This is a genomic window from Paenibacillus sp. OAE614 (assembly GCF_040546645.1).
Taxonomy (GTDB): domain Bacteria; phylum Bacillota; class Bacilli; order Paenibacillales; family Paenibacillaceae; genus Paenibacillus_AQ; species Paenibacillus_AQ favisporus.
The window spans coordinates 6626170-6645283 of sequence record NZ_JBEPOD010000001.1 but is presented as its reverse complement, the minus strand read 5'-3'; the positions used below and the strand labels follow the sequence as shown (position 1 = coordinate 6645283).

Sequence of the window (19114 nt, the reverse complement as noted above, 5' to 3'; positions counted from 1 at the left end):
TCTCCTTCGAAATCATTTTTGTGTGCTGGATATGGATGATCCAACGGTTTTACGGGCCCGCAGCAGAATAGAATAAAGCGCGACAACTACGACCAAGACGGTGAAAAGCAGGGAAAACGCGTTGCTGTAGCTCATCGCTTGCTTGTGATAAAGCAGCGGATTCAGCTGTACGGATGCTCCTCCATCAAGTACTTTGCCAATCAACGAGGTAGAGATGGCCCCGAATATAAACGTCATCATGGTAAGAAAGCCCATCCCAACACCCACATGCTCCTGTGTCAAAGTGAGGGAAACGCTGTTTGACGTAGCTACCTGGATAAAGGTCTGCCCCGTGCTGGCTAGAATCAGGAAGATCCATATATAGGCGGGCGGCATCCCGGGGAATACGGACAAGATACCAAAGGAAACTAATAGCGGGGCTGCAGCCAGATAGAAGAGAAAGCCACTTCCCTTTTCATCGGCGAGTTTCCCGCCTGTTCTTCCCAGCAAAGCGGATGCCATGGCTCCCGGAAACATGACAAAACCAATGAATGCGGGAGATACGTGGCTTATGTTCGTGAGCAGCTGCGGCATAATGAAAGGCATCCCGGAACTCAGGCTCGCCGCTAACAAAGCAATCCCTACGCCCAGGACATAACGCCGATTATGAAACAGGGCGGGCTGAACAAACGGCTCCTCTGCGGACCGGATGCGAAGGATGAATAGAGCAAAGAAGACGAAGCCGGTACCAAAGAACAGCCATGAACTATAAGTGATAGCAAGAAGGATTAACGCAATGGTACCTGCGAGCAGAAATCCGCCGATCCAATCCAGCTTGCTCCCTGTCCGCTCCGGTTCTTCCTGCAAATATTTGCGAAATACAGGCAGAACCAGCAGGATGAACAAAGAAAAACAAAAAAGCATACGCCAATGAAGCATACCTGTCACCAGACTAGCCGCTATAGGGCTAATGGCCGTCCCAAGAGCCAGCCCGCTTACCATGGTGCCAATGGCCCGGCCTCTGTTTTCCGGAGGGAAATATTTGGCCGGTATAATCATGGATACGGCGGGGATCACCGCTCCTCCGGCAGCCTGCAACATCCGTCCAGCCACCATCATCCCATAATGCTGTGCCAACAGCCCTAAGAGCGAGCCCGTGACCATAAGGATGAAGCCGAAAGTCAGCAATTCCTTCAGACGGTAACGGTCTGCCAATTTACCGTAGGTCACTGAACCGATCGCATACATGATTCCATAGCCCGTGGTCATCCAGCTCACCTGTGAAGCCGTCAGCATAAACTCCTCGCGAATGGATGTGAGCACCACGTTAAAAATCGTTGCGTTCATGACCGATATGATCAAGGTGAAGTACATGATATGAAGCAGCTTATTGGCTGCATCCTTTTGACCCTCCATCTCCGTAAGTCCCCTTTCCTTTGCGTTCCATCGTGAAGATGGAGATTCATCCACATTATAAAGTTGATAAATGACCGTTAAAAATATAAATTGGTCATAAGTTCATAACTCTAAAGATATAAACTTGATTCGGTCCATCAGAATGGAAGGGTGGAATCCATGGAATTATTGCAATTGAAGTATTTTCAAACCGTCGCCCGGCTGGAACATATGACAAAGGCAGCCGAGGAATTGCATATCGCCCAGCCCGCCCTTAGCAAAACGATCGCCCGGCTGGAGCAGGATATAGGAGTTCCGCTATTCGACCGCCACAAACAAAAAATCCGCCTCAATTCGTATGGCAAGCTGTTTTTACAGCAGGTCGAGCCGGCCCTGACGATGCTGGAAGAGGGGAGACGCCAGGTTGCCGATCAGGCTGGCCTCGAGCAGGGACGTATTGTGTTGGCCACAACGAACCACAAGTGTGACGCGGAGTTTATCAGTTCATTTTTATCGGCGTACCCGAAGGTCAATCTTCGCCTTACCCAAACTACCTCGCACGAGGAGAAGATCGAGCTCCTTCTTGACGGCGAACTGGACTTTTGCATTACTTCACTGCCGATTGAACATGAGGAGATCGAAAGTATTGAATTTTTGCGGGAGGAGATTTTTCTGGCTGTACCCTCCGGGCATCCTTTATCGAATCGCACCAGTATCTGCTTGAGCGAGTTGGCCGGGGAACCCTTTATCGGTTTGGACAGGAAGCACAGCTACCGGGTGTTAACCGATCAATTGTGTAAATCGGCGGGTTTTGAACCAAAGATTTCATGCGAAGTTGACGATACGACCGTTATGAGTGCTTTTGTCAAAGCGGGAATGGGGGTTGCCTTATTAACCGAGCCGGCGAAATTAAAAGAACCCTCCCTTGTCCTGCTTCCGATTGAGCAGCCTGTGTGCCAGCGCACTTTTTTGTTGGCCTGGTCGAGACATCATTACCTATCCAAAGCGGCTCATACGTTTCGTGATTTCCTGATCCGCTATTATGCCGACTTCACAACAGAATTAGCACAGTAAGCCTGGTCAATGCCATAGCGCCAAATCGGTACTCCAAAGTACTGGTTTGGCGCTTTTTTACGTATATATGAGAAGAAATTAAGTCGATTTAGGATAAAGTTAGTCAAAATATATGAATAACATATGCATAATTTACTTCTATTTTACACAATGGCCGATTTGGATTGACATTCGCTTTTTATACTGGGGTTGTGTTTATGGGAGGTGAGCCGTCTGCTCAAGCTGCAGCATATTCGTAAACAATTCGACGAAAAGGTAGTTTTGGAAGACATCAGTCTCGAGATCGGCACGGGCGAAATTGTATCGCTCCTCGGTCCGAGTGGAAGCGGGAAGACGACCCTTCTCGGCATTATTCTCGGGTTAACCGATATGGATCAAGGCAAGATCCTGTTTAATGGCAACGACATCAGCCGGGTGCCCATGAACAAGCGGGGTTTCAATATCGTGTTTCAGGATTATGCCCTGTTCCCGAATTTGAACGCTTACGACAATATCGTATACGGGCTTCGCAACAAGAAGGGCATCAGCAAGGAGGAGGTTCAGGAAACGATCGATTTTCTGGAGCTCGGGCCCCATCTGAAAAAAAGAATCAGCGAGCTGTCCGGGGGCCAGAAGCAGCGGGTGGCTTTGGCCCGAACGCTGGTCACCAAGCCGAAAATCCTGCTGCTGGACGAGCCGCTCAGCGCCCTCGACGGGGTGATCAAGGAGTCGATCAAGCAGCGGATTCAATCGATCGCGCGGGAGTTCAAGCTTACGACGATCATTGTGACTCACGATCCGGAAGAGGCGCTGACCCTGTCGGACAAAATTCTGATTATCAACCAGGGCCAAATCGCCCAATACGGCACGCCGCAGGACATCATCCAGCAGCCGGCGGATGCTTTCGTGGAACAGTTTATTATCCGGCAGCTGCTAATCAAACGGCAGAACATTTACCAGCTTTTTGGTGCGGCTCATGCTTAAAGTCAAGCCTGAAATGCGGGTGATCTTCATCCTGATCGTGCTGCTGTTCGCCGTGTTTCTGTTCATCCCGCTGGTGGTGCTGCTCATTCGCTCTTTGGAAAATGACCAGGGCTTTACGCTTGCAAACTATATCGATGTGTGGAGCAACCGGGACCTGCCCCGTTCCATTCTGAACAGCGTCAGAATATCGGCGCTGACCGCACTCATCACGACGGTGCTCGGCTTTATTCTCGCTTATGGTATTCACTGTACCAACGTGTACCGGCCCATCAAGGGCGCAGTAAGGATTTTGGTTGCGCTCCCGATGCTCCTGCCCACGATTACCTACGGATTCGCCATTATGTACTCCTTCGGCAACCAGGGGCTGATCACCCGGATTACGGGACGGAACTGGTTTGAAATTTACGGATTCAACGGACTGCTGCTCGGCTATGTCATTTACACGCTGCCGCCGGCCTTTCTGCTGATCCACAATGCGTTCCGCTACGTGGACCGGAAGTTCATCATCGTGTCCAGATTGATGGGGGACGGCACGCTGCGCAGCTTCAAAAATACGGTGCTGCGGCCGCTGGCGGGAGCGCTGGGCGGTGCGTTGATCCTGTCTTTTATCCTGAGCTTTACCGATTTCGGGATTCCGGCATCGGTCGGCGGCACCTACGAGGTCGTTGCAGGGCAGCTGTACCAGGTGATGCTCGGCTCCATTCCGGATTTCAACCAGGGGGCGGTCGTTGCGATCGTTATGCTGATCCCGGCGGTGTTCGGTATCTGGCTGCTGCAGGCGCTGGAGAAGCTCAATTTCCACGTCGACAAAATGGCCGATACGCCGCTGCCCAAGCACCGCATACGGGATACAGGCTTCGGGATCCTCTCCCTGGTGGTCGTGCTCGGCATGCTCTCTATCTTTGCGGTTATGTTTATCGCGCCGTGGATGAATGGATATCCGTACGACCTTACGTTTACCTTCAAGCATGTGGCGAGTGTGCTGGAATCCGGAGATCTCACAGGGGTGTACAAGCATTCACTGTGGGTCGCGCTGTTGACGTCCGTCTTTGGCACCCTGGCTGCTTATGCCGCAGCGCTGCTCAATGTGCGTACGAACCTGCGGTGGCGGGGAGTTACGGATACCATCTCGATGATCACCAACACGGTGCCGGGCATGGTGCTGGGGATTTCGTACCTGCTGTTTCTGAACGGGAGCAGTCTGAAGGGGACGTTTACGATTCTCGTGCTCTGCAACATCGTCCATCTGTTCACGACGCCATATCTGATGGCCAAAAACGCCCTTTCCCGGATGAACCCTTCCTGGGAAACGACCGGGGAACTGCTTGGAGACAGCTGGCTGCGGACCGTCCGGCGGGTCGTGCTGCCGAATTCGGCCGCCACGGTGGTCGAAATGTTCGGGTACTTCTTCGTCAACGCGATGGTGACGATCAGCGGAATCATCTTTCTGGTATCGGCGCAGACGTCGGTGGTGGCGAGCAAAATCAAAGAACTGCAGCATTTCGCCAAGTTTAATGAAATTTTCGTACTGTCCATGCTGATCTTCGCAACCAACCTGTTTATCAAGGTGCTGTGCGAAATATTGCAAAGACGGAGGGCGGTGCAGCGGTGAGCCAGGTCGCCAAGCCCAGCGGAGGGGCCGAAATCGGTTTGGAGAAGCGCAGCGATCGGAAACCCGATTCGGACCCGGAGCGGCCTCAGAAGGCACGCAAGCAGCAAGCCAGCATTACCATCATTTTATTTGAAGCGAGGGAATTTACCCATGTCCATGTCCAAGTTCAAAACGTTCAAAGGCCTTCTGCTCACCCTGCTTGCCATCAGCCTCGTATTCGCACTAGTCGGATGCAGCAGCAGTAAAGCGGAGGAGTCCAAGAAGGTCGTCATCTACACCAACGGCGACGAAGAAGCGGTGGCCGCCATGGAGACTGCGCTGAAAAATGCCGGTTACGACGGCAAATACGTGCTGCAGTCGCTCGGCACTTCCGAGCTCGGCGGAAAGCTGATGGCGGAGGGCAGCGATATCGAGGCCGATCTCATCACGATGAGCTCGTATTTTATCGACAGCTCGCAGAGCAAATACCACATGTACAAGGACCTGTCTTTCACCACGAACGCTATGGATTCCTACCCTTCCTACTATACGCCGATTCTGGCCAATACCGGATCGATCTTCGTGAATACCGAGGTACTGAAGCAAAAAGGATTGGAGAAGCCGGCATCGATCAAGGATTTGACGAAGCCGGAATACAAAGGCCTGGTATCGATTCCGAACATTATGGACTCCTCCACCGGCTGGCTGCTCGTGCAGGCCGTCATCACGCAGTACGGAGAAGTAGAAGGCAAGCAGGTGCTGCACGATCTGATCGCGAACGTCGGCCCGCATCTGGAGAGCTCGGGCTCCGGCCCGATCAAGAAGGTCGAAGCCGGCGAGGTTGCTGCAGGCTTCGGACTGCGCCACCAGGCGGTCAAAGCCAAGGCTTCGGGCGCGCCGATCGATTATGTCGACCCGTCGGAAGGCAACTTCTCGCTGACCGAATCGATCGCGGTCGTCGATAAGAAGAACGCCACGACCGACCTCGCCATGAAAATGGCCGAGACGATCATCAAGGATGCGCGCAAGGACCTGATCACGAACTATCCGGTCGCCCTCTACCAAGGTGAGACGGTCGAAGACATCAACAAGCCGGCCAAATCGATGAAGTTCGCCAAACCGCTGACAGTGGAGCTCCTTGAGGAGCACCAGAAGTTTTTTAACGATGCCAAATAACAAGTGACGACGACCCAAGAATGAACCCAATACACCGCAGGGAGTGACTTACCCATGAACCAATACAAGCTGTTAACCCCGGGTCCGCTGACCACGACTCGTACGGTGAAGGAGGAAATGCTCCTGGACCGCTGCACCTGGGACGATGACTATAAATCGATCACGCAGCGGATCCGGTCCCAATTACTCGGCATCGCCGGTGCCGATCCCGCACAATACACCGCCGTGCTGATGCAGGGCAGCGGCACATTTGCAGTCGAATCGGTCATGACTTCGGCCATTTCTGACCAGGATAAGGTGCTGATCATCACGAACGGCGCCTACGGCGAGCGGATCGTCCAGATGGCGCGGTATATCGGCTTGAACTATGCGGAATATCGCATCGACTATAACCGGCATCCCGAAGAAACGGAGCTTCGTGGCTTGCTTGAAGCCGATCCTTCCATTACCCATATCGCGATGGTTCACTGCGAGACGACGACGGGCATATTAAATCCGCTCGAAACCGTATCTGCGCTGTCCCAAGCGTATGGCAAAACCCTGATCGTCGACGCCATGAGCAGCTTCGGCGGCATCGCGATCGATGTGCCGGGCCTCGGTATCGACTATTTGATCAGCAGCGCCAATAAATGTATTCAAGGCGTACCCGGCTTCGGGTTTGTCATTGCCAGGCTGGAGAAGCTGAAGGAGCTTCAGGGCACAGCCCGCAGCCTGTCGCTGGATCTCTACGACCAATGGAAGGGCATGGACAAGGACGGCAAATGGCGGTTTACCTCACCCACCCATGTAGTGGCAGCCTTTGCCAAGGCGATCGACGAGCTGGCGGAGGAGGGGGGCGTAACGGCCCGGTTTGAACGCTACCGCCGGAACAACCGGCTGCTCCGCGACCGGCTGGCTGGAATCGGGCTGTACGCCTACATCGAGGAAGCGAAGCAGTCGCCGATCATTACGACGTTTTTATTCCCTGAGGGGCAGCATTTCAGCTTTGCCGACTTTTACGCCTACGTGAAAGAAAGGGGCTTCGTCATCTACCCCGGCAAGCTAACGGACGTCGATACGTTCCGCATCGGCAACATCGGGGAGATCTATGAGGAGGACATCGAGCAGTTGTGCGGTATAATCGAGGAATATATGGGAGGGATGAAGCGATGAACCGGATTGAGGGCGTGATTTTGGATTGGGCCGGAACGGCCGTGGACTTCGGCTGCTTTGCGCCGGTGAACGTATTTGTCGATATTTTCAACCAGGCTGGCATTGAGGTTACGATGGAGGAAGCCAGAGCACCGATGGGCATGCTCAAAATCGACCATATCCGCGCCATGCTGTCCATGCCGAGGATTTCCGCTCTCTGGAAGGAGAAGTACGGACGGGGTTTCAGCGAAGAGGACGTGCACCGGCTGTACGCCGCGTTTGAGCCTGCGCTGATGGCCTCCCTGTCCGAATATACGGATCCGATACCCGGCGTCATCGAGGCGGTGGAAGCGCTGCGGTCGAACGGACTGAAGATCGGCTCGACTACAGGGTATACGCGCTCCATGATGGACGTCGTCACTCAGGGCGCACGGGACAAAGGGTATTTTGCCGACCATCTCGTCACCCCCGACGAAACGGGATCTTACGGCAGACCGTATCCGTACATGATTTTCCGCAACATGGAGCATCTGAAGCTGTCCGCATCCTGGAAGGTGGTCAAGGCCGGCGATACGGCCTCCGATATCCAGGAAGGCGTACAGGCCGGCGTATGGTCGGTCGGCGTCGTCATCGGCAGCTCGGAGATGGGCTTAAGCCAGGAGGAATACGACCGCTTGTCCGCGGCCGAGCGGGCCAAGGCGATTGAGCGCACGAGACGGGCGTTCCTGGCGAACGGGGCCGATTTTACGATCGATACGCTGGCAGAGCTGCCGGCCCTCATCGGAACGATCAACCAGATGTTGGCCAAAGGCGAACGTCCCGGCCAAGCACAGCGGCTGCAGACCGCAGAGCTGTAATAGCATACAGTGCAGCTGTTATCCAACCGCGCTTCGGCGCGGTTTTTTATATTGGCCTGCCCTGTTGAGTTCATGCAACCCTAAAGTTGCTTATTGTTGACATGCAACCTCGGAGTTGCCTATAATGGGTTTATGAATGGGGACAAAGACACTATATTCAAAGCTCTTGCCGACCCGACTCGGCGGCTTATGTTAGACGAGCTATCCGAGCGTAACGAGCTGACGTTGTATGAACTTACGGCACGTCTCATTATGAAGCATGAGCTCTCCATTTCGCGGCAGGCAATTGCCAAACATCTTGCTGCATTGGAAGAGGCAAGGCTCGTCAAGACTGAAAAAAAGGGAAAGTATCGAGTCATTATTTTCAACAACGAGCCGCTTAAACATTTGCTGGAAGGATGGGAGAGTAATTTAAAGGCGCCGGATTGTAACGAGAGCACCAACACCACAATTTCAAAGGAGGCACAAAGGATGAAAATCGTTGTGACCAGTATTTTTGTATCAGACCAGGATCGGGCACTTCAGTTTTATTCGGAAAAGCTGGGGTTTGTCAAAAAGGAGGACGTTCCCGTCGGCGAATACAGGTGGATCACGCTTGTTTCTCCCGACGATCAGAACGGCACCGAGCTCTTGCTCGAACCGAATGACCACCCTGCCGCTAAAGAGTATCAAACGAAGATATTTGCTGATGGCATCCCGGCAGCGATGTTTGGTGTGGAGGATATTCATAAAGAGTATAAGCGGCTGTTGGAAAAGGGCGTGAAGTTTACGATGGAGCCGACCCAAATGGGCGATCTTACGATAGCCGTCTTCGACGATACATGCGGCAACCTTATTCAGATTGTGCAAAAGTAAAATAGGAGGGCGGCTGAAGAAGCCCTTGCAATAATGTACTATCCGCCTGCCGGCTCCGCACCCTATAATGCTAAAAAATGATGGTGTGAGGAGTATCCAACATGAACATTGCTTCTTTTCTGCTGTACTGTGTCATTGTTACCTTTACGCCGGGGCCATCGAATATTGTGATTTTAGCGGCGGTCCGGCAGGAGGGCTTCAGGCAGGCGGCCAGATATATTGCCGGGGCTTCTATCGCTTACTCTTTGCTGGTGGCTGCTTCGGTCGTGGTGAACCGGGAGCTGGTTACGGGGATGCCCGTCGTCCTGACGGTGCTGCGGGTCGCCGGCAGCTTGTTCATTCTGTACCTGGCTTATCAGATTTATCGCATGGACGTGTCCAAGGCAGCGGCCAAGCAGACGGCGTCTTTTATGTCGGGTTTTTGGATGCAGTTTTTGAACCCGAAAGTGGTGCTGTTCACCATTACCGTCATTCCCATTTACGTCATGCCGTATTATTCATCAGGTTGGGTCTTGGCCCTGTTTGTGGGATTGGTCTCGCTGATCGGCGTTGCCGCCTATTTTTCCTGGGGACTGTTCGGCACGCTGCTGAAGGGTATTCTGCAAAAATACCAAAAAATCTCGAATATCGTTTTCGCCCTGCTTCTGGTATACTCGGCCATAATGGTATCCGGGATCACGGACATCGCGAGGGGGTGAGCGGAGGATGGAGCGATTCGAGTATAAGCAGGCGGCGGGCATTACCGCGCTGTCGGCGAGCATTGCCGATTTTACGTACAAAAAGCACTGCCACGAGGAGTACGCGCTCGGCGTCACTCTCCGCGGCGTTCAGCAGTACGACCTGGAAGGGAGCCTGCAGTCCTCCCACCGCAGCGGCGTAATGCTGTTTCATCCCGAGCAGACGCATGACGGCTGGTCGCAGGAACGCTCCGGCATCGATTATGTCATGCTCTACATTCACCCGGATCAATTCCTGGAGGCTTTGGGGAAAAAGGAAGTGCTCCGCTTCTCCGACCCCATCGTGTACGACGCGGGGCTGCGGCGCAGTATTCTCGATCTGTCCACCGCCATTGCCGGCGGCCAATCCGAGGATGTATGCAGCGAGCTGCTGTTTCGGGTTGCGGGCCACTTTTCGCAGGATATTTTGCGGCCGATGGACATCAAGGCCCCGTCGTTCACCCGCAAAGCCAAGGAACGGATCCACGAAAACCTGGAGCATGTGCTTCGCCTGGATGAAATCAGTGGAGAGTTCGGGATGTCCAAATACCAGTTCATCCGGGCATTTAAGGCCAATACCGGGCTCTCCCCTTACCAGTACTTCCTGAACTGCCGCTTGGAGCGGGCCCGGCAGCTGATTGAAAAGCACCGGGACATTTACCTGGCGGTGAGCAGCTGCGGTTTTGTGGATCTGGCCCATTTGAACCGCCATTACAAGCATGTGTACGGCACGACGGCATTCGAATATTTGTCTTACTTGGAGGGGAAGATCTGACCTCGTTAGATTCGTTCTAATAAGTTCGTTATACGGCATGTCATCCGAAAGGATGGCGTGCCTTTTTGCGTTTTGCGTTGGAGACACCGGACTGGCTCCCGGATGGCGCCCCTGTCTTACAGAGAGGTTCTTTCGTCATTTCCCCATGGATCTTCGGATTGAACGGTTGCTTATGTGAGCGACGTTTTAAAAGAGAATGTATCGGGAACAATGGATGTCATGAAATGTTCATGATTATAGTATAGGGTACTAGGGTATATTAGAAGAGGACAGTCATTCTGAAGACGAAAAGGAGTGCTGACATGCTGAAAAAACAATGGCTTATGCTCATCGCCGCGGCTATGCTGGTGCTGGGAGGGTGCCAGAACAATGACACCGCGTCGGAGCCGGCATCCGTGACCCCATCGCAGCACGAGCAGGCAGCGGACGATTCGGACATGAACATGGACCAGATGGACGAGATGCATCATTCCGGCTCCGGGGAAGTCCCCGCGGGGCTGAAAGAAGCGACGAATCCGGCTTTCAAAGTAGGAAGCCAGGCGATCATCGAGGCCGGCCACATGAAAGGGATGAAGGGCGCCAAGGCTACCATTGTCGGTGCCTATGACACGACGGCCTATGCCGTCTCCTACACGCCGACGGCCGGCGGTCCCAAGGTGACGAACCACAAGTGGGTAATCCACGAGGAGATCGAGAACGCCGGTGCCGAGCCGTTCAAGCCGGGAGATGAGGTTGTTCTGGAGGCGGACCATATGCCGGGAATGAAGGGAGCCAAGGCGACGATCGATTCCGCCGAGAAAACGACAGTGTATATGGTGGATTATGAGCCAACGACGGGCGGCGATCCGGTCAAAAACCATATGTGGGTTACGGGAAGCGAGCTGTCGGCTGCCAAATAACCGTCCCGAATACCCCTAGACCATCCAGGGCCACGATCAAGTGGCCCTTTGTTATTTTCCAGGCCGATGCTCGTAGAAAAATTTCTATTATGGATTCATCGCCCTCCTCGCAACATTGGATAAGCCTCGAAAATAAGAAAGCACCCTCTAAGGGTACTCACGCAAATTTGGATCGGATCCCAATCCCTACTTTCCGGAAAGGCTAATGAGTTACTCTCCGGAATATAGGCCGATACGGTTCCCGAGGGTCGACAGCCTCTTCGGCTTTTGGTCCAGCTCACCGGCCAAGACGGTCAGTGCTTCTTTGAGCTGCTGCTCGTTCCAATACACATAAGGACTTTTCCACTGGCCCTCGACGGTCTGCATCTGGATTTGGTCCGGTTTCATTTTTTTGTAGTTGAGGAGCCACCGCTCCATGTTCTTGGCGGGAATGTCCGTCTGAACCTGTTCCCCGATAATGTCCAGCACCTGCCCCCATTGGCTGATGCCTTTAAATGAAGTGAGCTTGTCCAGGACCTGGTTCAGCACCTGCTGCTGACGCCGGTTCCGGTCGAAATCCGAAGACGGCGACGAACCGTCGTTGGACTTCCGGTAACGGACGAAGTCGAGCGCCTGTTTGCCGTCCAGATGCTGCATACCCTTGCGCAGATTGATATCCGTGCCGTCCGCCGTATCTTTGTAGCGCATGTCCATGTCGACGTCAACATCGACGCCGCCGACGGCATCGATGATCTGCCGGAATCCTTCAAAGTTGATCATAACCATATAATCAACCGGAATGTGGAACAAGTCACCAAAGAACTCCTTCGTGTCGGCCATAGCCGCCTTTTTGTCCTTGATATAGTAATGGGCGTAATAGTAGTTGGCTTTGTGCGTCCCCAGCTGGGATTGGCTGACTTTTAAATCCCGGGGGATGGATATTAAGCTTGCCGATTTCTTTTCAGGATTCAGCGCCCCCAAAATCATCACATCGGTATTGATCGTTCCCCCGCTGCCTTCGCGGTTGTCGATTCCGGCGAGCAGAAAAGTCATCGGCTTCATGTCGGCCTCGGTTACGCTTTCAACCAGCGGCTCGCTGACGGCCTCCCCCTGTTCCTGCTGCTGGGACTGGGGTGCGTAATATTCGGCGGCAGCCGATATTTTATGTAAGGTTGATATCGCTTTATGATGCAAAAATCCAAGGAATCCGCCTACTCCGATCAGCAGGAGCGCGATTACAGCCGTGATGCTGAGCATCCACTTGCGGAGCCGGCTCATTTTCTTCTTTTTTTTGGAACGTGGTTGCATAACATCCTCCAATCCTGTTCTATATAGAATGAACTAAAGAAATGAATGTTCTAGGCTTCTATTAGGCCGCTATAACCGAAAGTTCAATGCAAAACTTTAATTCATTCTATCTATCAAAAAAAGCACTATACATATGTATACTATAATTTTTACAAGCGAGCAACTTTACATAGGTTTCATTATACAATGTACAAAAATCTGCTTTGAATACATCCGGCGAGTGGAACTTCAACCAAATGATCATTCGTTCCCTTGACAATCGGCATATTCTGGAATAAGATGGTTCCATGAATGACAGTAAGTACTGACAGTCATCTTTACTTGGTATTTAAGGAGGAAAGGAAATGGGAGATGATAAAATGGGCGGAAAACCGGTCGTGTGGGTCAATGCCTTTCAAGTGAAGCCGGGCAAGCTGGACGAATTCATGCGGATTCAGTCTGAGGAGCTGCGTTCTTTTGCAGAACAGGACACCGTAAACGGAGCGCTTGGGAGCCGACTTCTGCGCGCATCCCATCGGGACCGGGCCATAGCCATTGCACTGTTCGAGAGTGTAGAGGCCCACCAATCCTGGCTTAAACAGGCGGATTTCTCAGCGCATTACGACAAGATCAAGGATCTGATCGAAGGGGCGGAAGGCGATTATTATACGGTTGAGGCCGCCTACGGGGCAACCATTGAGTAAACAAGGCGGCGAGAGTCGGGTGACGGGATGGCTGTGAGTGAGTACCTGTGAATGAAATGTACCCTTAATGACAGTAAGTACTTACTGTAATCTATGAATGAACATTTATGAGCTACTAATCTATTTTGAATAATGGAAGGGGTTATTAAGTCATGATGAATATTGGAATTATTATTGGAAGTACCAGACCGGGACGCAACGGGGAGGCGATCGGCCGCTGGGTGCATGAAATCGCAAGCAGTCGGAGCGACGCCAGATTTGAACTGGTCGATATCGCGGATTACCGGCTGCCGCTGTTTGATGAGCCGATGTCCCCGATTATGGGGCAGTACTCCAAGGAACATACGGTGACGTGGTCGAAGAAAATCGCCGAGTTTGACGGCTTCGTGTTCGTGACTCCCGAATACAACAAATCCATACCCGGAGCACTGAAGAACGCCATCGATTTCCTGTACCATGAATGGAACAACAAGGCGGCAGGCATTGTGGCTTATGGCGGCGGCGGAGGCTCGCGTGCAGCGGAGGCGCTTCGATTGATCCTTGGTGAGCTGATGGTAGCTGATGTTCGCGCACAGGTGGGGCTGTCCCTGCATACCGATTTTGAAAATTACACGGTTCTGAAGCCGGGCGCCCATCAGGAAGCGGCGGTTCACGCCATGCTGGATCAGCTTGTGTCCTGGAGCGAGGCGCTGCACACCGTTCGGCAGAAGGAGAAAGCCCACGCCTAAAAGGGCTCTCCATGTTATGTTCTTTAAAGCCAATCCGGAGGATGATGCCGGGTTGGCTTTTTTTCTACTATATATATTGATGTTTGGAGCAGGGCAGTTTATCCTCCGACCGAGTATCCCTTGACAAGACGACCAGGGATCGTTAAGATTAGAATGAACGTTCTATCGTGATTCAAATTTCGAAAGCAGGCTGGAGGCTAAACCGATCATGTTTGAGAAATATAACAAAGTTCAGCAGGCAGTGCTGGAAACGACGCTGCGCATTATTATCGAAAAAGAGCTGCAGGCGACGTCGATGGCGCTGATCGCCAAGGAATCGGGCGTGTCTACCGGAAGTATTTATCATTATTTTTCAAGTAAGGAAGAAATTATAAACGAATTGTATCGAGCGATCGTTCTATACAACGGAGAGTATGTAACACGGGGGATGGACGCCAAGGAACCGATCCGGACCCGTTTTAACCGCGCCTGGGAGAAGGTGTTCCAAGTCAGCCTTACACATCCGGAAGGTTTTCAGTTTATCGAACAGTATTCGTTCTCCCCGTATATTAACGATGCCGTCAAAAGGGAATCGTATGATGGCGGATGGTGTAAGCCGATGGCGGCTTTGTACGCGAAAGCGATCGATTACCAGCTGTTCATTGAGCAGGAGCCGGCCATGATGGTGCAGATGCATTACGGCACGATGGCTTATCTGGTCAAAGGGCATTTGCAAAAGCATTTTACGCTGACGGATGAAGTGATTCAGACGGTCATTAACTCCTGTTGGAAGTCGGTTGCCAAATAACGCCGCACCATAGGTGTGGTTTTTTCAGCCTGTTAGAATGAATGTTCAATATAGCAATCGAAAGGAGCTTATACAATGAGCAAAACGATATTAATTACCGGAACCAGCTCGGGTCTGGGCAAATTAACGGCCATCCATTTTGCGAAAATGGGCTGGAATGTAGCGGCGACGATGCGCACGCCGGAAAAAGAAACGGAACTGACGGCATACAGCAACATTCAACTGTTCAAAATGGATGTGACGGATGTAGACCAGGTTCAAACCGCCGCGAAGCAGGCGATCGATGCCTTCGGCACCATCGACGTCGTCGTTAACAACGCCGGGATGGGCACTTACGGGGCGCTTGAGCTGGCAGAAGAAGAGGCGATTGACTGGCAGTTTGCCGTAAACACACGGGGACCGATCAATGTGATCCGGGCGTTGCTGCCGCATTTTCGGGCGAACGGGGGAGGGATGTTCATCAATATCAGCTCCTTCATGGGCGTGACGAGCGCGGTTCCGCTGGGCTCCTTGTACAACATGTCCAAGTTTGCTCTTGAGGGATTGACGGAGGGGCTCTATTACGAACTGAAACCGCTGAATATCGAACTGAGGCTTGTGGAGCAGGGAGGATCGTCGGGGAACAACTTTATGAACAATATGGTCTGGAGCACGAATCCCGACATTCACGACTACGATGAGCTCACGGCCCAGCTGAAGAAGCGGTTAGAACAGCCGGAGGGGGCCGACGCGGATGATCCTCAAACGATCGTGGATGTCATTTCGGATCTGGCGACCGGCAAGAACAAGCAGTTCCGTACGCTCGTGGGGAATGCGGCCCATGAATTGATGCGGCTCAGACAGTCCGTGCCGATTGAGGAATACTTGGAGACGATGCGAAAGACATTTTTGTAAAAATCGATCCCCTGTTCAACGCATGCGGCATGTCATGTATAAACAAAACTGTACGGCTTTGTTCCAACCAGATTAGAATGAACATTCTATCGGTAACAGCGGCCATTTCATATCTAAAAAAGATCAACTCCGGTGGGGTTGATCTTTTTCCTTTTCGCAAATGATAAGACATGATGATACCGGCTAGGGTTAGAACCATTTCTCGGCCCATTCTTCCACGGCTTGAAGTGCTCTGCCGAGTTCGGTTCCCTTGCGTGTCAGAGAATACTCCGTACGGATCGGCCGCTCGGTAATGACATTGCGGATAATGATCCCGTTATCCTCCAGCTCTTTAATGCGTTCGTTGAGCATGCGTTTGCTGAGATCAGGGATGTATGCATGAATTTCGCTAAAACGCTTTGGTTCCTCCATTAGGGTATGAACAATCAGGCTGACCCACTTCTTTCCCGTAATCTGGTGTGCGAGCTCGACCTTTTCGCATAAAAGCCTGGCGCGTTTCTCATCCATAGTGCTGACCCCCCTGTGTGCACTGGTTACTTAATATTAACAAGTTATGATCTCTGTGATCTCTGTCAGGATTCCCAAATCCAGCCGCCAATGGCCATACATTGCCATTATAATATCATAGAAAGCGCTGTCATCAAAGGGATTTTATTTCCGTTCATAATTTGGACAAGAATCTGTTGACTAATCGCTTAAATGGGTTTATGATTGCCAATGTGAATTCAACAGGTTATTAAAAGTAACCTTGTTGCAACGGATTTATCTGCCAGCATGCGCATGGTTTTTGGTGGGAATGGAATGGAGGAGTCATACGTGGACAACATGACATTTGTCTTGTTTGGAGGAACAGGGGACCTGGCAAAGAGAAAAATATACCCTGCACTCTACAATCTGTTTATAGATAAAAAGATGCCTGAAGCGTTCTCGATTATTGCCTTGGGCCGCAGAGAACAATCTAGTGCAGATTTTCAGCAAAACGTAGCGAAATCGCTGCAAACTTTTTCAAGAAGAACCGTAAACGATCCGGCCGCTTTGGAAGCTTTTCTCCAAACGATCCGGTATACCGTCCTTGATGCCAATCAAGTGGAGGATTACCATAAGCTGCGGAGCCTAGTAGAGTCGCGTGAACAGGAATTGAACATTCCTCAGAATCGCATGTTTTATCTCTCAGTGGCGCCGGAGTTTTTTGACGTGATCGCCTTAAATATTAAAGACAGCGGACTTGGTTCGACAAGCGGATGGAAACGTCTGATTATCGAAAAGCCTTTCGGACACGACCTGCAGTCTGCGCGCCATTTGAACGAGCAGCTCAGCAAAGCGTTTGATGAAAGCGAAGTGTACCGCATCGACCACTACCTCGGTAAGCCGATGGTGCAAAACCTGGAAATCCTCGAGTCTTCTAACCCGATTCTCAAAGCGCTGTGGTCCAACCATCACATTGCCAACGTCCAAATTACGGCAAGTGAGACCGTCGGCGTGGAAGAAAGAGCTGGATACTACGACAACTCGGGCGCAATCCGCGATATGGTGCAGAATCATTTGCTGCAAGTGCTGATGATGGTTAGTATGCGTCTTCCAGGCAGAGGCGATGCGAACGAAGTCCGCATGAAGAAGAAGAACGTCATGCAGTCCCTTCGTCCGCTGCAGAAGGAAGATATCGCGAAGAACGTGATTCGCGGCCAATATGCCGCCGGTCAAATGCAAGGGAAGCCGGTTCCCGGTTATCTTGATGAGCCTGGCGTCCCTGCGGGCTCGAAGAACGATACGTTTATCGCTACACGCCTCTGGATCGATAACTACTTCTGGAGCGACGTTCCGTTCTACATTCGCACAGGCAAGAGAATGAAGGAAAAATCTACGCGGATCGTCATTGAATTTAAGGAGCCGTTGAAGGGACAAAATACCACCAACGATCCGAATCTTCTCGTGATTGAAATCAATCCGAACGAAGGCATCTTTATGCAATTGAACAAAAAGAATCCGCGGAACGATTCCAAGCTGGAGCCGATGCGCATTCACTTCCATGAAAATGGAAAGGACGTACCGGAAGCTTACGAAAACCTGATTTTCGATGCGGTTCGCGGGGATTCCACGTTCTTTGCCCATTGGGATGAAGTCGAATTGTCCTGGCAGTACGTGCAGCCGATTCTGGATGCTTTCGAGGAGGACAGCGTTCCGCTTCATCAGTATCCTGCAGGTTCGAACGGACCTGAAGCGTCTGACCAGCTGCTGGCCGAGGACGGCTTCAAATGGTGGCTGGATACAGAGCCTGAAGTTGTGAAAGAAGAAGAAAAGGTACTTGTGGGTCAATCTTGATCCAGGTTGTAAACCATACTGGTAAAGGTTTCAATAAACAAAAATAGAGAAAATGCATGGTGTGGAGGGAATTATAATGAAAGTCGGATTGATTGGATTAGGCAAAATGGGTTTGAATTTGGGACAAAATTTGATGGATCATAACCACAGCGTCGTTGCATTCGATTTGAACACAGCCGCTGTTGAAGACATGAAGAGCAAAGGCGCCGAAGGCGCTGCAAGCATCAAAGAGCTTGTGTCCAAGCTGGAAACGCCAAGAATCGTGTGGATCATGGTGCCTCACTCCGTTGTAGACTCGGTTCTTGACGAGCTGAAACCACTGTTGTCCAAAGGCGACATCGTGATCGAAGCCGGCAACTCGCACTACAAAGAGTCGATTGAAAGATACAATCAAATGAAGGAATTCGGCGTAAGCTACCTCGACGTAGGTACTTCCGGCGGTATGGAAGGCGCTCGTAACGGCGCTTGCTACATGGTCGGCGGAGATCAGGAAGCATGGGACATCGTTGAACCGATCTTCAAGGACACCGCTGTAGAGAACGGCTATCTGTATGCTGGCAAATCCGGCAGCGGCCACTTCCTGAAAATGGTGCATAACGGCGTCGAATACGGCTTTATGGCTGCTATCGGCGAAGGCTTTGAAGTTTTGGAGAAGAGCGATTTCGATTTTGACTACGAAAAAGTGGCCCGTGTATGGAACAACGGCTCCGTTATCCGTTCCTGGCTGATGGAATTGACGGAAAAAGCCTTTGCCAAAGACGCGAACTTGGACGAAATTAAAGGAATTATGCAATCTTCCGGCGAAGGTAAATGGACTGTGGAGACAGCTCTTGACCTGCAGACCGCTACACCGGTTATCGCTCTGTCCCTGCTGATGCGTTACCGTTCCCTGGAGAACGATACGTTCACAGGTAAAGTAGTTGCCGCGCTGCGTAACGAATTTGGCGGCCATGCTGTAGTTAAGAACTAATCCTAAATAAAAGAAAAAATAAGTGGAGGTAGTGA

The 19114-nt window shown here is 51.8% G+C and carries 19 protein-coding genes and 1 pseudogene; 17 read left to right on the top strand and 3 right to left on the bottom strand.

Annotated elements, in window-relative coordinates; translation table 11 throughout:
• Nucleotides 1–12 precede the first annotated feature (12 nt).
• The gene (locus ABIE48_RS30395; RefSeq protein ID WP_354520281.1) at nucleotides 13–1353 is read right to left on the bottom strand and encodes an MFS transporter; all 1341 of its coding nucleotides are present in this window, start codon (nucleotides 1351–1353) and stop codon (nucleotides 13–15) included.
• A gap of 201 nt (nucleotides 1354–1554) precedes the next feature.
• Between ABIE48_RS30395 and ABIE48_RS30390 the strand changes: the two genes are divergently transcribed.
• The 11 genes and pseudogenes from ABIE48_RS30390 to ABIE48_RS30340 all read left to right on the top strand — a co-directional run bounded on the left by ABIE48_RS30390 (nucleotide 1555) and on the right by ABIE48_RS30340 (nucleotide 11411).
• On the top strand, nucleotides 1555–2448 hold the full coding sequence (locus ABIE48_RS30390) for a LysR family transcriptional regulator (RefSeq protein ID WP_192716208.1): 894 nt from the start codon (nucleotides 1555–1557) through the stop codon (nucleotides 2446–2448).
• Between the two features lie 213 nt (nucleotides 2449–2661).
• A complete protein-coding gene (locus ABIE48_RS30385) occupies nucleotides 2662–3411 on the top strand; it encodes an ABC transporter ATP-binding protein (protein WP_145162185.1) in 750 nt (249 codons plus the stop codon).
• Nucleotides 3404–5023: an ABC transporter permease gene (locus tag ABIE48_RS30380; RefSeq protein ID WP_192716123.1), complete on the top strand. Its 1620-nt coding sequence runs from the start codon at nucleotides 3404–3406 to the stop codon at nucleotides 5021–5023. The genes ABIE48_RS30385 and ABIE48_RS30380 overlap by 8 nt, the downstream gene beginning before the upstream one ends.
• Before the next feature lie 150 nt (nucleotides 5024–5173).
• Nucleotides 5174–6178, top strand: a complete 1005-nt coding sequence (locus ABIE48_RS30375) for an extracellular solute-binding protein (protein ID WP_354520279.1) — start codon at nucleotides 5174–5176, stop codon at nucleotides 6176–6178.
• A gap of 54 nt (nucleotides 6179–6232) precedes the next feature.
• Nucleotides 6233–7330 (top strand): 2-aminoethylphosphonate--pyruvate transaminase, encoded by a 1098-nt coding sequence (phnW, locus tag ABIE48_RS30370; protein WP_145027259.1) that lies wholly within the window; start codon nucleotides 6233–6235, stop codon nucleotides 7328–7330.
• Nucleotides 7327–8166: a phosphonoacetaldehyde hydrolase gene (gene phnX, locus ABIE48_RS30365; protein WP_192716122.1), complete on the top strand. Its 840-nt coding sequence runs from the start codon at nucleotides 7327–7329 to the stop codon at nucleotides 8164–8166. The genes phnW and phnX overlap by 4 nt, the downstream gene beginning before the upstream one ends.
• A gap of 132 nt (nucleotides 8167–8298) precedes the next feature.
• Nucleotides 8299–8568 (top strand): annotated as a pseudogene (locus ABIE48_RS30360) (ArsR/SmtB family transcription factor); the annotation flags it as partial.
• A 69-nt stretch (nucleotides 8569–8637) separates the two neighbouring features.
• Entirely contained in the window at nucleotides 8638–9021 is a 384-nt protein-coding gene (locus ABIE48_RS30355) for a VOC family protein (RefSeq protein WP_145027254.1), read from the top strand.
• A gap of 101 nt (nucleotides 9022–9122) precedes the next feature.
• Entirely contained in the window at nucleotides 9123–9719 is a 597-nt protein-coding gene (locus ABIE48_RS30350; RefSeq protein WP_145027252.1) for a LysE family translocator, read from the top strand.
• Between the two features lie 7 nt (nucleotides 9720–9726).
• Nucleotides 9727–10512, top strand: coding sequence for an AraC family transcriptional regulator (locus tag ABIE48_RS30345; RefSeq protein ID WP_145027250.1), 786 nt, complete (start codon nucleotides 9727–9729; stop codon nucleotides 10510–10512).
• Nucleotides 10513–10817: 305 nt separating this feature from the next.
• A complete protein-coding gene (locus ABIE48_RS30340; protein ID WP_145027481.1) occupies nucleotides 10818–11411 on the top strand; it encodes a YdhK family protein in 594 nt (197 codons plus the stop codon).
• A gap of 210 nt (nucleotides 11412–11621) precedes the next feature.
• Here the strand turns inward: ABIE48_RS30340 and ABIE48_RS30335 are convergent, their stop codons facing one another.
• On the bottom strand, nucleotides 11622–12698 hold the full coding sequence (locus ABIE48_RS30335) for an LCP family protein (RefSeq protein WP_354520276.1): 1077 nt from the start codon (nucleotides 12696–12698) through the stop codon (nucleotides 11622–11624).
• Nucleotides 12699–13042: 344 nt separating this feature from the next.
• Between ABIE48_RS30335 and ABIE48_RS30330 the strand changes: the two genes are divergently transcribed.
• The 4 genes from ABIE48_RS30330 (at nucleotide 13043) to ABIE48_RS30315 (ending at nucleotide 15790) form a co-directional block, all read left to right on the top strand.
• Nucleotides 13043–13381, top strand: coding sequence for an antibiotic biosynthesis monooxygenase family protein (locus ABIE48_RS30330; RefSeq protein WP_181153080.1), 339 nt, complete (start codon nucleotides 13043–13045; stop codon nucleotides 13379–13381).
• A 152-nt stretch (nucleotides 13382–13533) separates the two neighbouring features.
• A complete protein-coding gene (locus tag ABIE48_RS30325) occupies nucleotides 13534–14109 on the top strand; it encodes an NADPH-dependent FMN reductase (protein ID WP_145027248.1) in 576 nt (191 codons plus the stop codon).
• A gap of 208 nt (nucleotides 14110–14317) precedes the next feature.
• Nucleotides 14318–14896 carry a TetR/AcrR family transcriptional regulator gene (locus ABIE48_RS30320; RefSeq protein WP_116233032.1) on the top strand — a complete coding sequence of 193 codons (579 nt, stop codon included), beginning with the start codon at nucleotides 14318–14320 and terminating at the stop codon, nucleotides 14894–14896.
• A 75-nt stretch (nucleotides 14897–14971) separates the two neighbouring features.
• Nucleotides 14972–15790 (top strand): SDR family oxidoreductase, encoded by an 819-nt coding sequence (locus ABIE48_RS30315; RefSeq protein ID WP_145027246.1) that lies wholly within the window; start codon nucleotides 14972–14974, stop codon nucleotides 15788–15790.
• 189 nt (nucleotides 15791–15979) lie between these two features.
• Here the strand turns inward: ABIE48_RS30315 and ABIE48_RS30310 are convergent, their stop codons facing one another.
• A complete protein-coding gene (locus ABIE48_RS30310; RefSeq protein WP_076173085.1) occupies nucleotides 15980–16297 on the bottom strand; it encodes a winged helix-turn-helix transcriptional regulator in 318 nt (105 codons plus the stop codon).
• A 309-nt stretch (nucleotides 16298–16606) separates the two neighbouring features.
• Between ABIE48_RS30310 and zwf the strand changes: the two genes are divergently transcribed.
• Both zwf and gnd read left to right on the top strand, forming a co-directional pair.
• A complete protein-coding gene (gene zwf, locus ABIE48_RS30305) occupies nucleotides 16607–18109 on the top strand; it encodes a glucose-6-phosphate dehydrogenase (protein ID WP_116233160.1) in 1503 nt (500 codons plus the stop codon).
• 76 nt (nucleotides 18110–18185) lie between these two features.
• On the top strand, nucleotides 18186–19079 hold the full coding sequence (gnd, locus tag ABIE48_RS30300) for a phosphogluconate dehydrogenase (NAD(+)-dependent, decarboxylating) (protein ID WP_076173084.1): 894 nt from the start codon (nucleotides 18186–18188) through the stop codon (nucleotides 19077–19079).
• Nucleotides 19080–19114 lie beyond the last annotated feature (35 nt).

Coding starts and splice junctions, on each gene's coding strand:
- ABIE48_RS30395 (WP_354520281.1), bottom strand. CDS start 1,353: ATGTACTTCACCTTGATCATATCGGTCATGAACGCAACGATTTTTAAC.
- ABIE48_RS30390 (WP_192716208.1), top strand. CDS start 1,555: ATGGAATTATTGCAATTGAAGTATTTTCAAACCGTCGCCCGGCTGGAA.
- ABIE48_RS30380 (WP_192716123.1), top strand. CDS start 3,404: ATGCTTAAAGTCAAGCCTGAAATGCGGGTGATCTTCATCCTGATCGTG.
- ABIE48_RS30375 (WP_354520279.1), top strand. CDS start 5,174: ATGTCCATGTCCAAGTTCAAAACGTTCAAAGGCCTTCTGCTCACCCTG.
- phnW (WP_145027259.1), top strand. CDS start 6,233: ATGAACCAATACAAGCTGTTAACCCCGGGTCCGCTGACCACGACTCGT.
- phnX (WP_192716122.1), top strand. CDS start 7,327: ATGAACCGGATTGAGGGCGTGATTTTGGATTGGGCCGGAACGGCCGTG.
- ABIE48_RS30355 (WP_145027254.1), top strand. CDS start 8,638: ATGAAAATCGTTGTGACCAGTATTTTTGTATCAGACCAGGATCGGGCA.
- ABIE48_RS30350 (WP_145027252.1), top strand. CDS start 9,123: ATGAACATTGCTTCTTTTCTGCTGTACTGTGTCATTGTTACCTTTACG.
- ABIE48_RS30345 (WP_145027250.1), top strand. CDS start 9,727: ATGGAGCGATTCGAGTATAAGCAGGCGGCGGGCATTACCGCGCTGTCG.
- ABIE48_RS30335 (WP_354520276.1), bottom strand. CDS start 12,698: ATGCAACCACGTTCCAAAAAAAAGAAGAAAATGAGCCGGCTCCGCAAG.
- ABIE48_RS30330 (WP_181153080.1), top strand. CDS start 13,043: ATGGGAGATGATAAAATGGGCGGAAAACCGGTCGTGTGGGTCAATGCC.
- ABIE48_RS30325 (WP_145027248.1), top strand. CDS start 13,534: ATGATGAATATTGGAATTATTATTGGAAGTACCAGACCGGGACGCAAC.
- ABIE48_RS30320 (WP_116233032.1), top strand. CDS start 14,318: ATGTTTGAGAAATATAACAAAGTTCAGCAGGCAGTGCTGGAAACGACG.
- ABIE48_RS30315 (WP_145027246.1), top strand. CDS start 14,972: ATGAGCAAAACGATATTAATTACCGGAACCAGCTCGGGTCTGGGCAAA.
- ABIE48_RS30310 (WP_076173085.1), bottom strand. CDS start 16,297: ATGGATGAGAAACGCGCCAGGCTTTTATGCGAAAAGGTCGAGCTCGCA.
- gnd (WP_076173084.1), top strand. CDS start 18,186: ATGAAAGTCGGATTGATTGGATTAGGCAAAATGGGTTTGAATTTGGGA.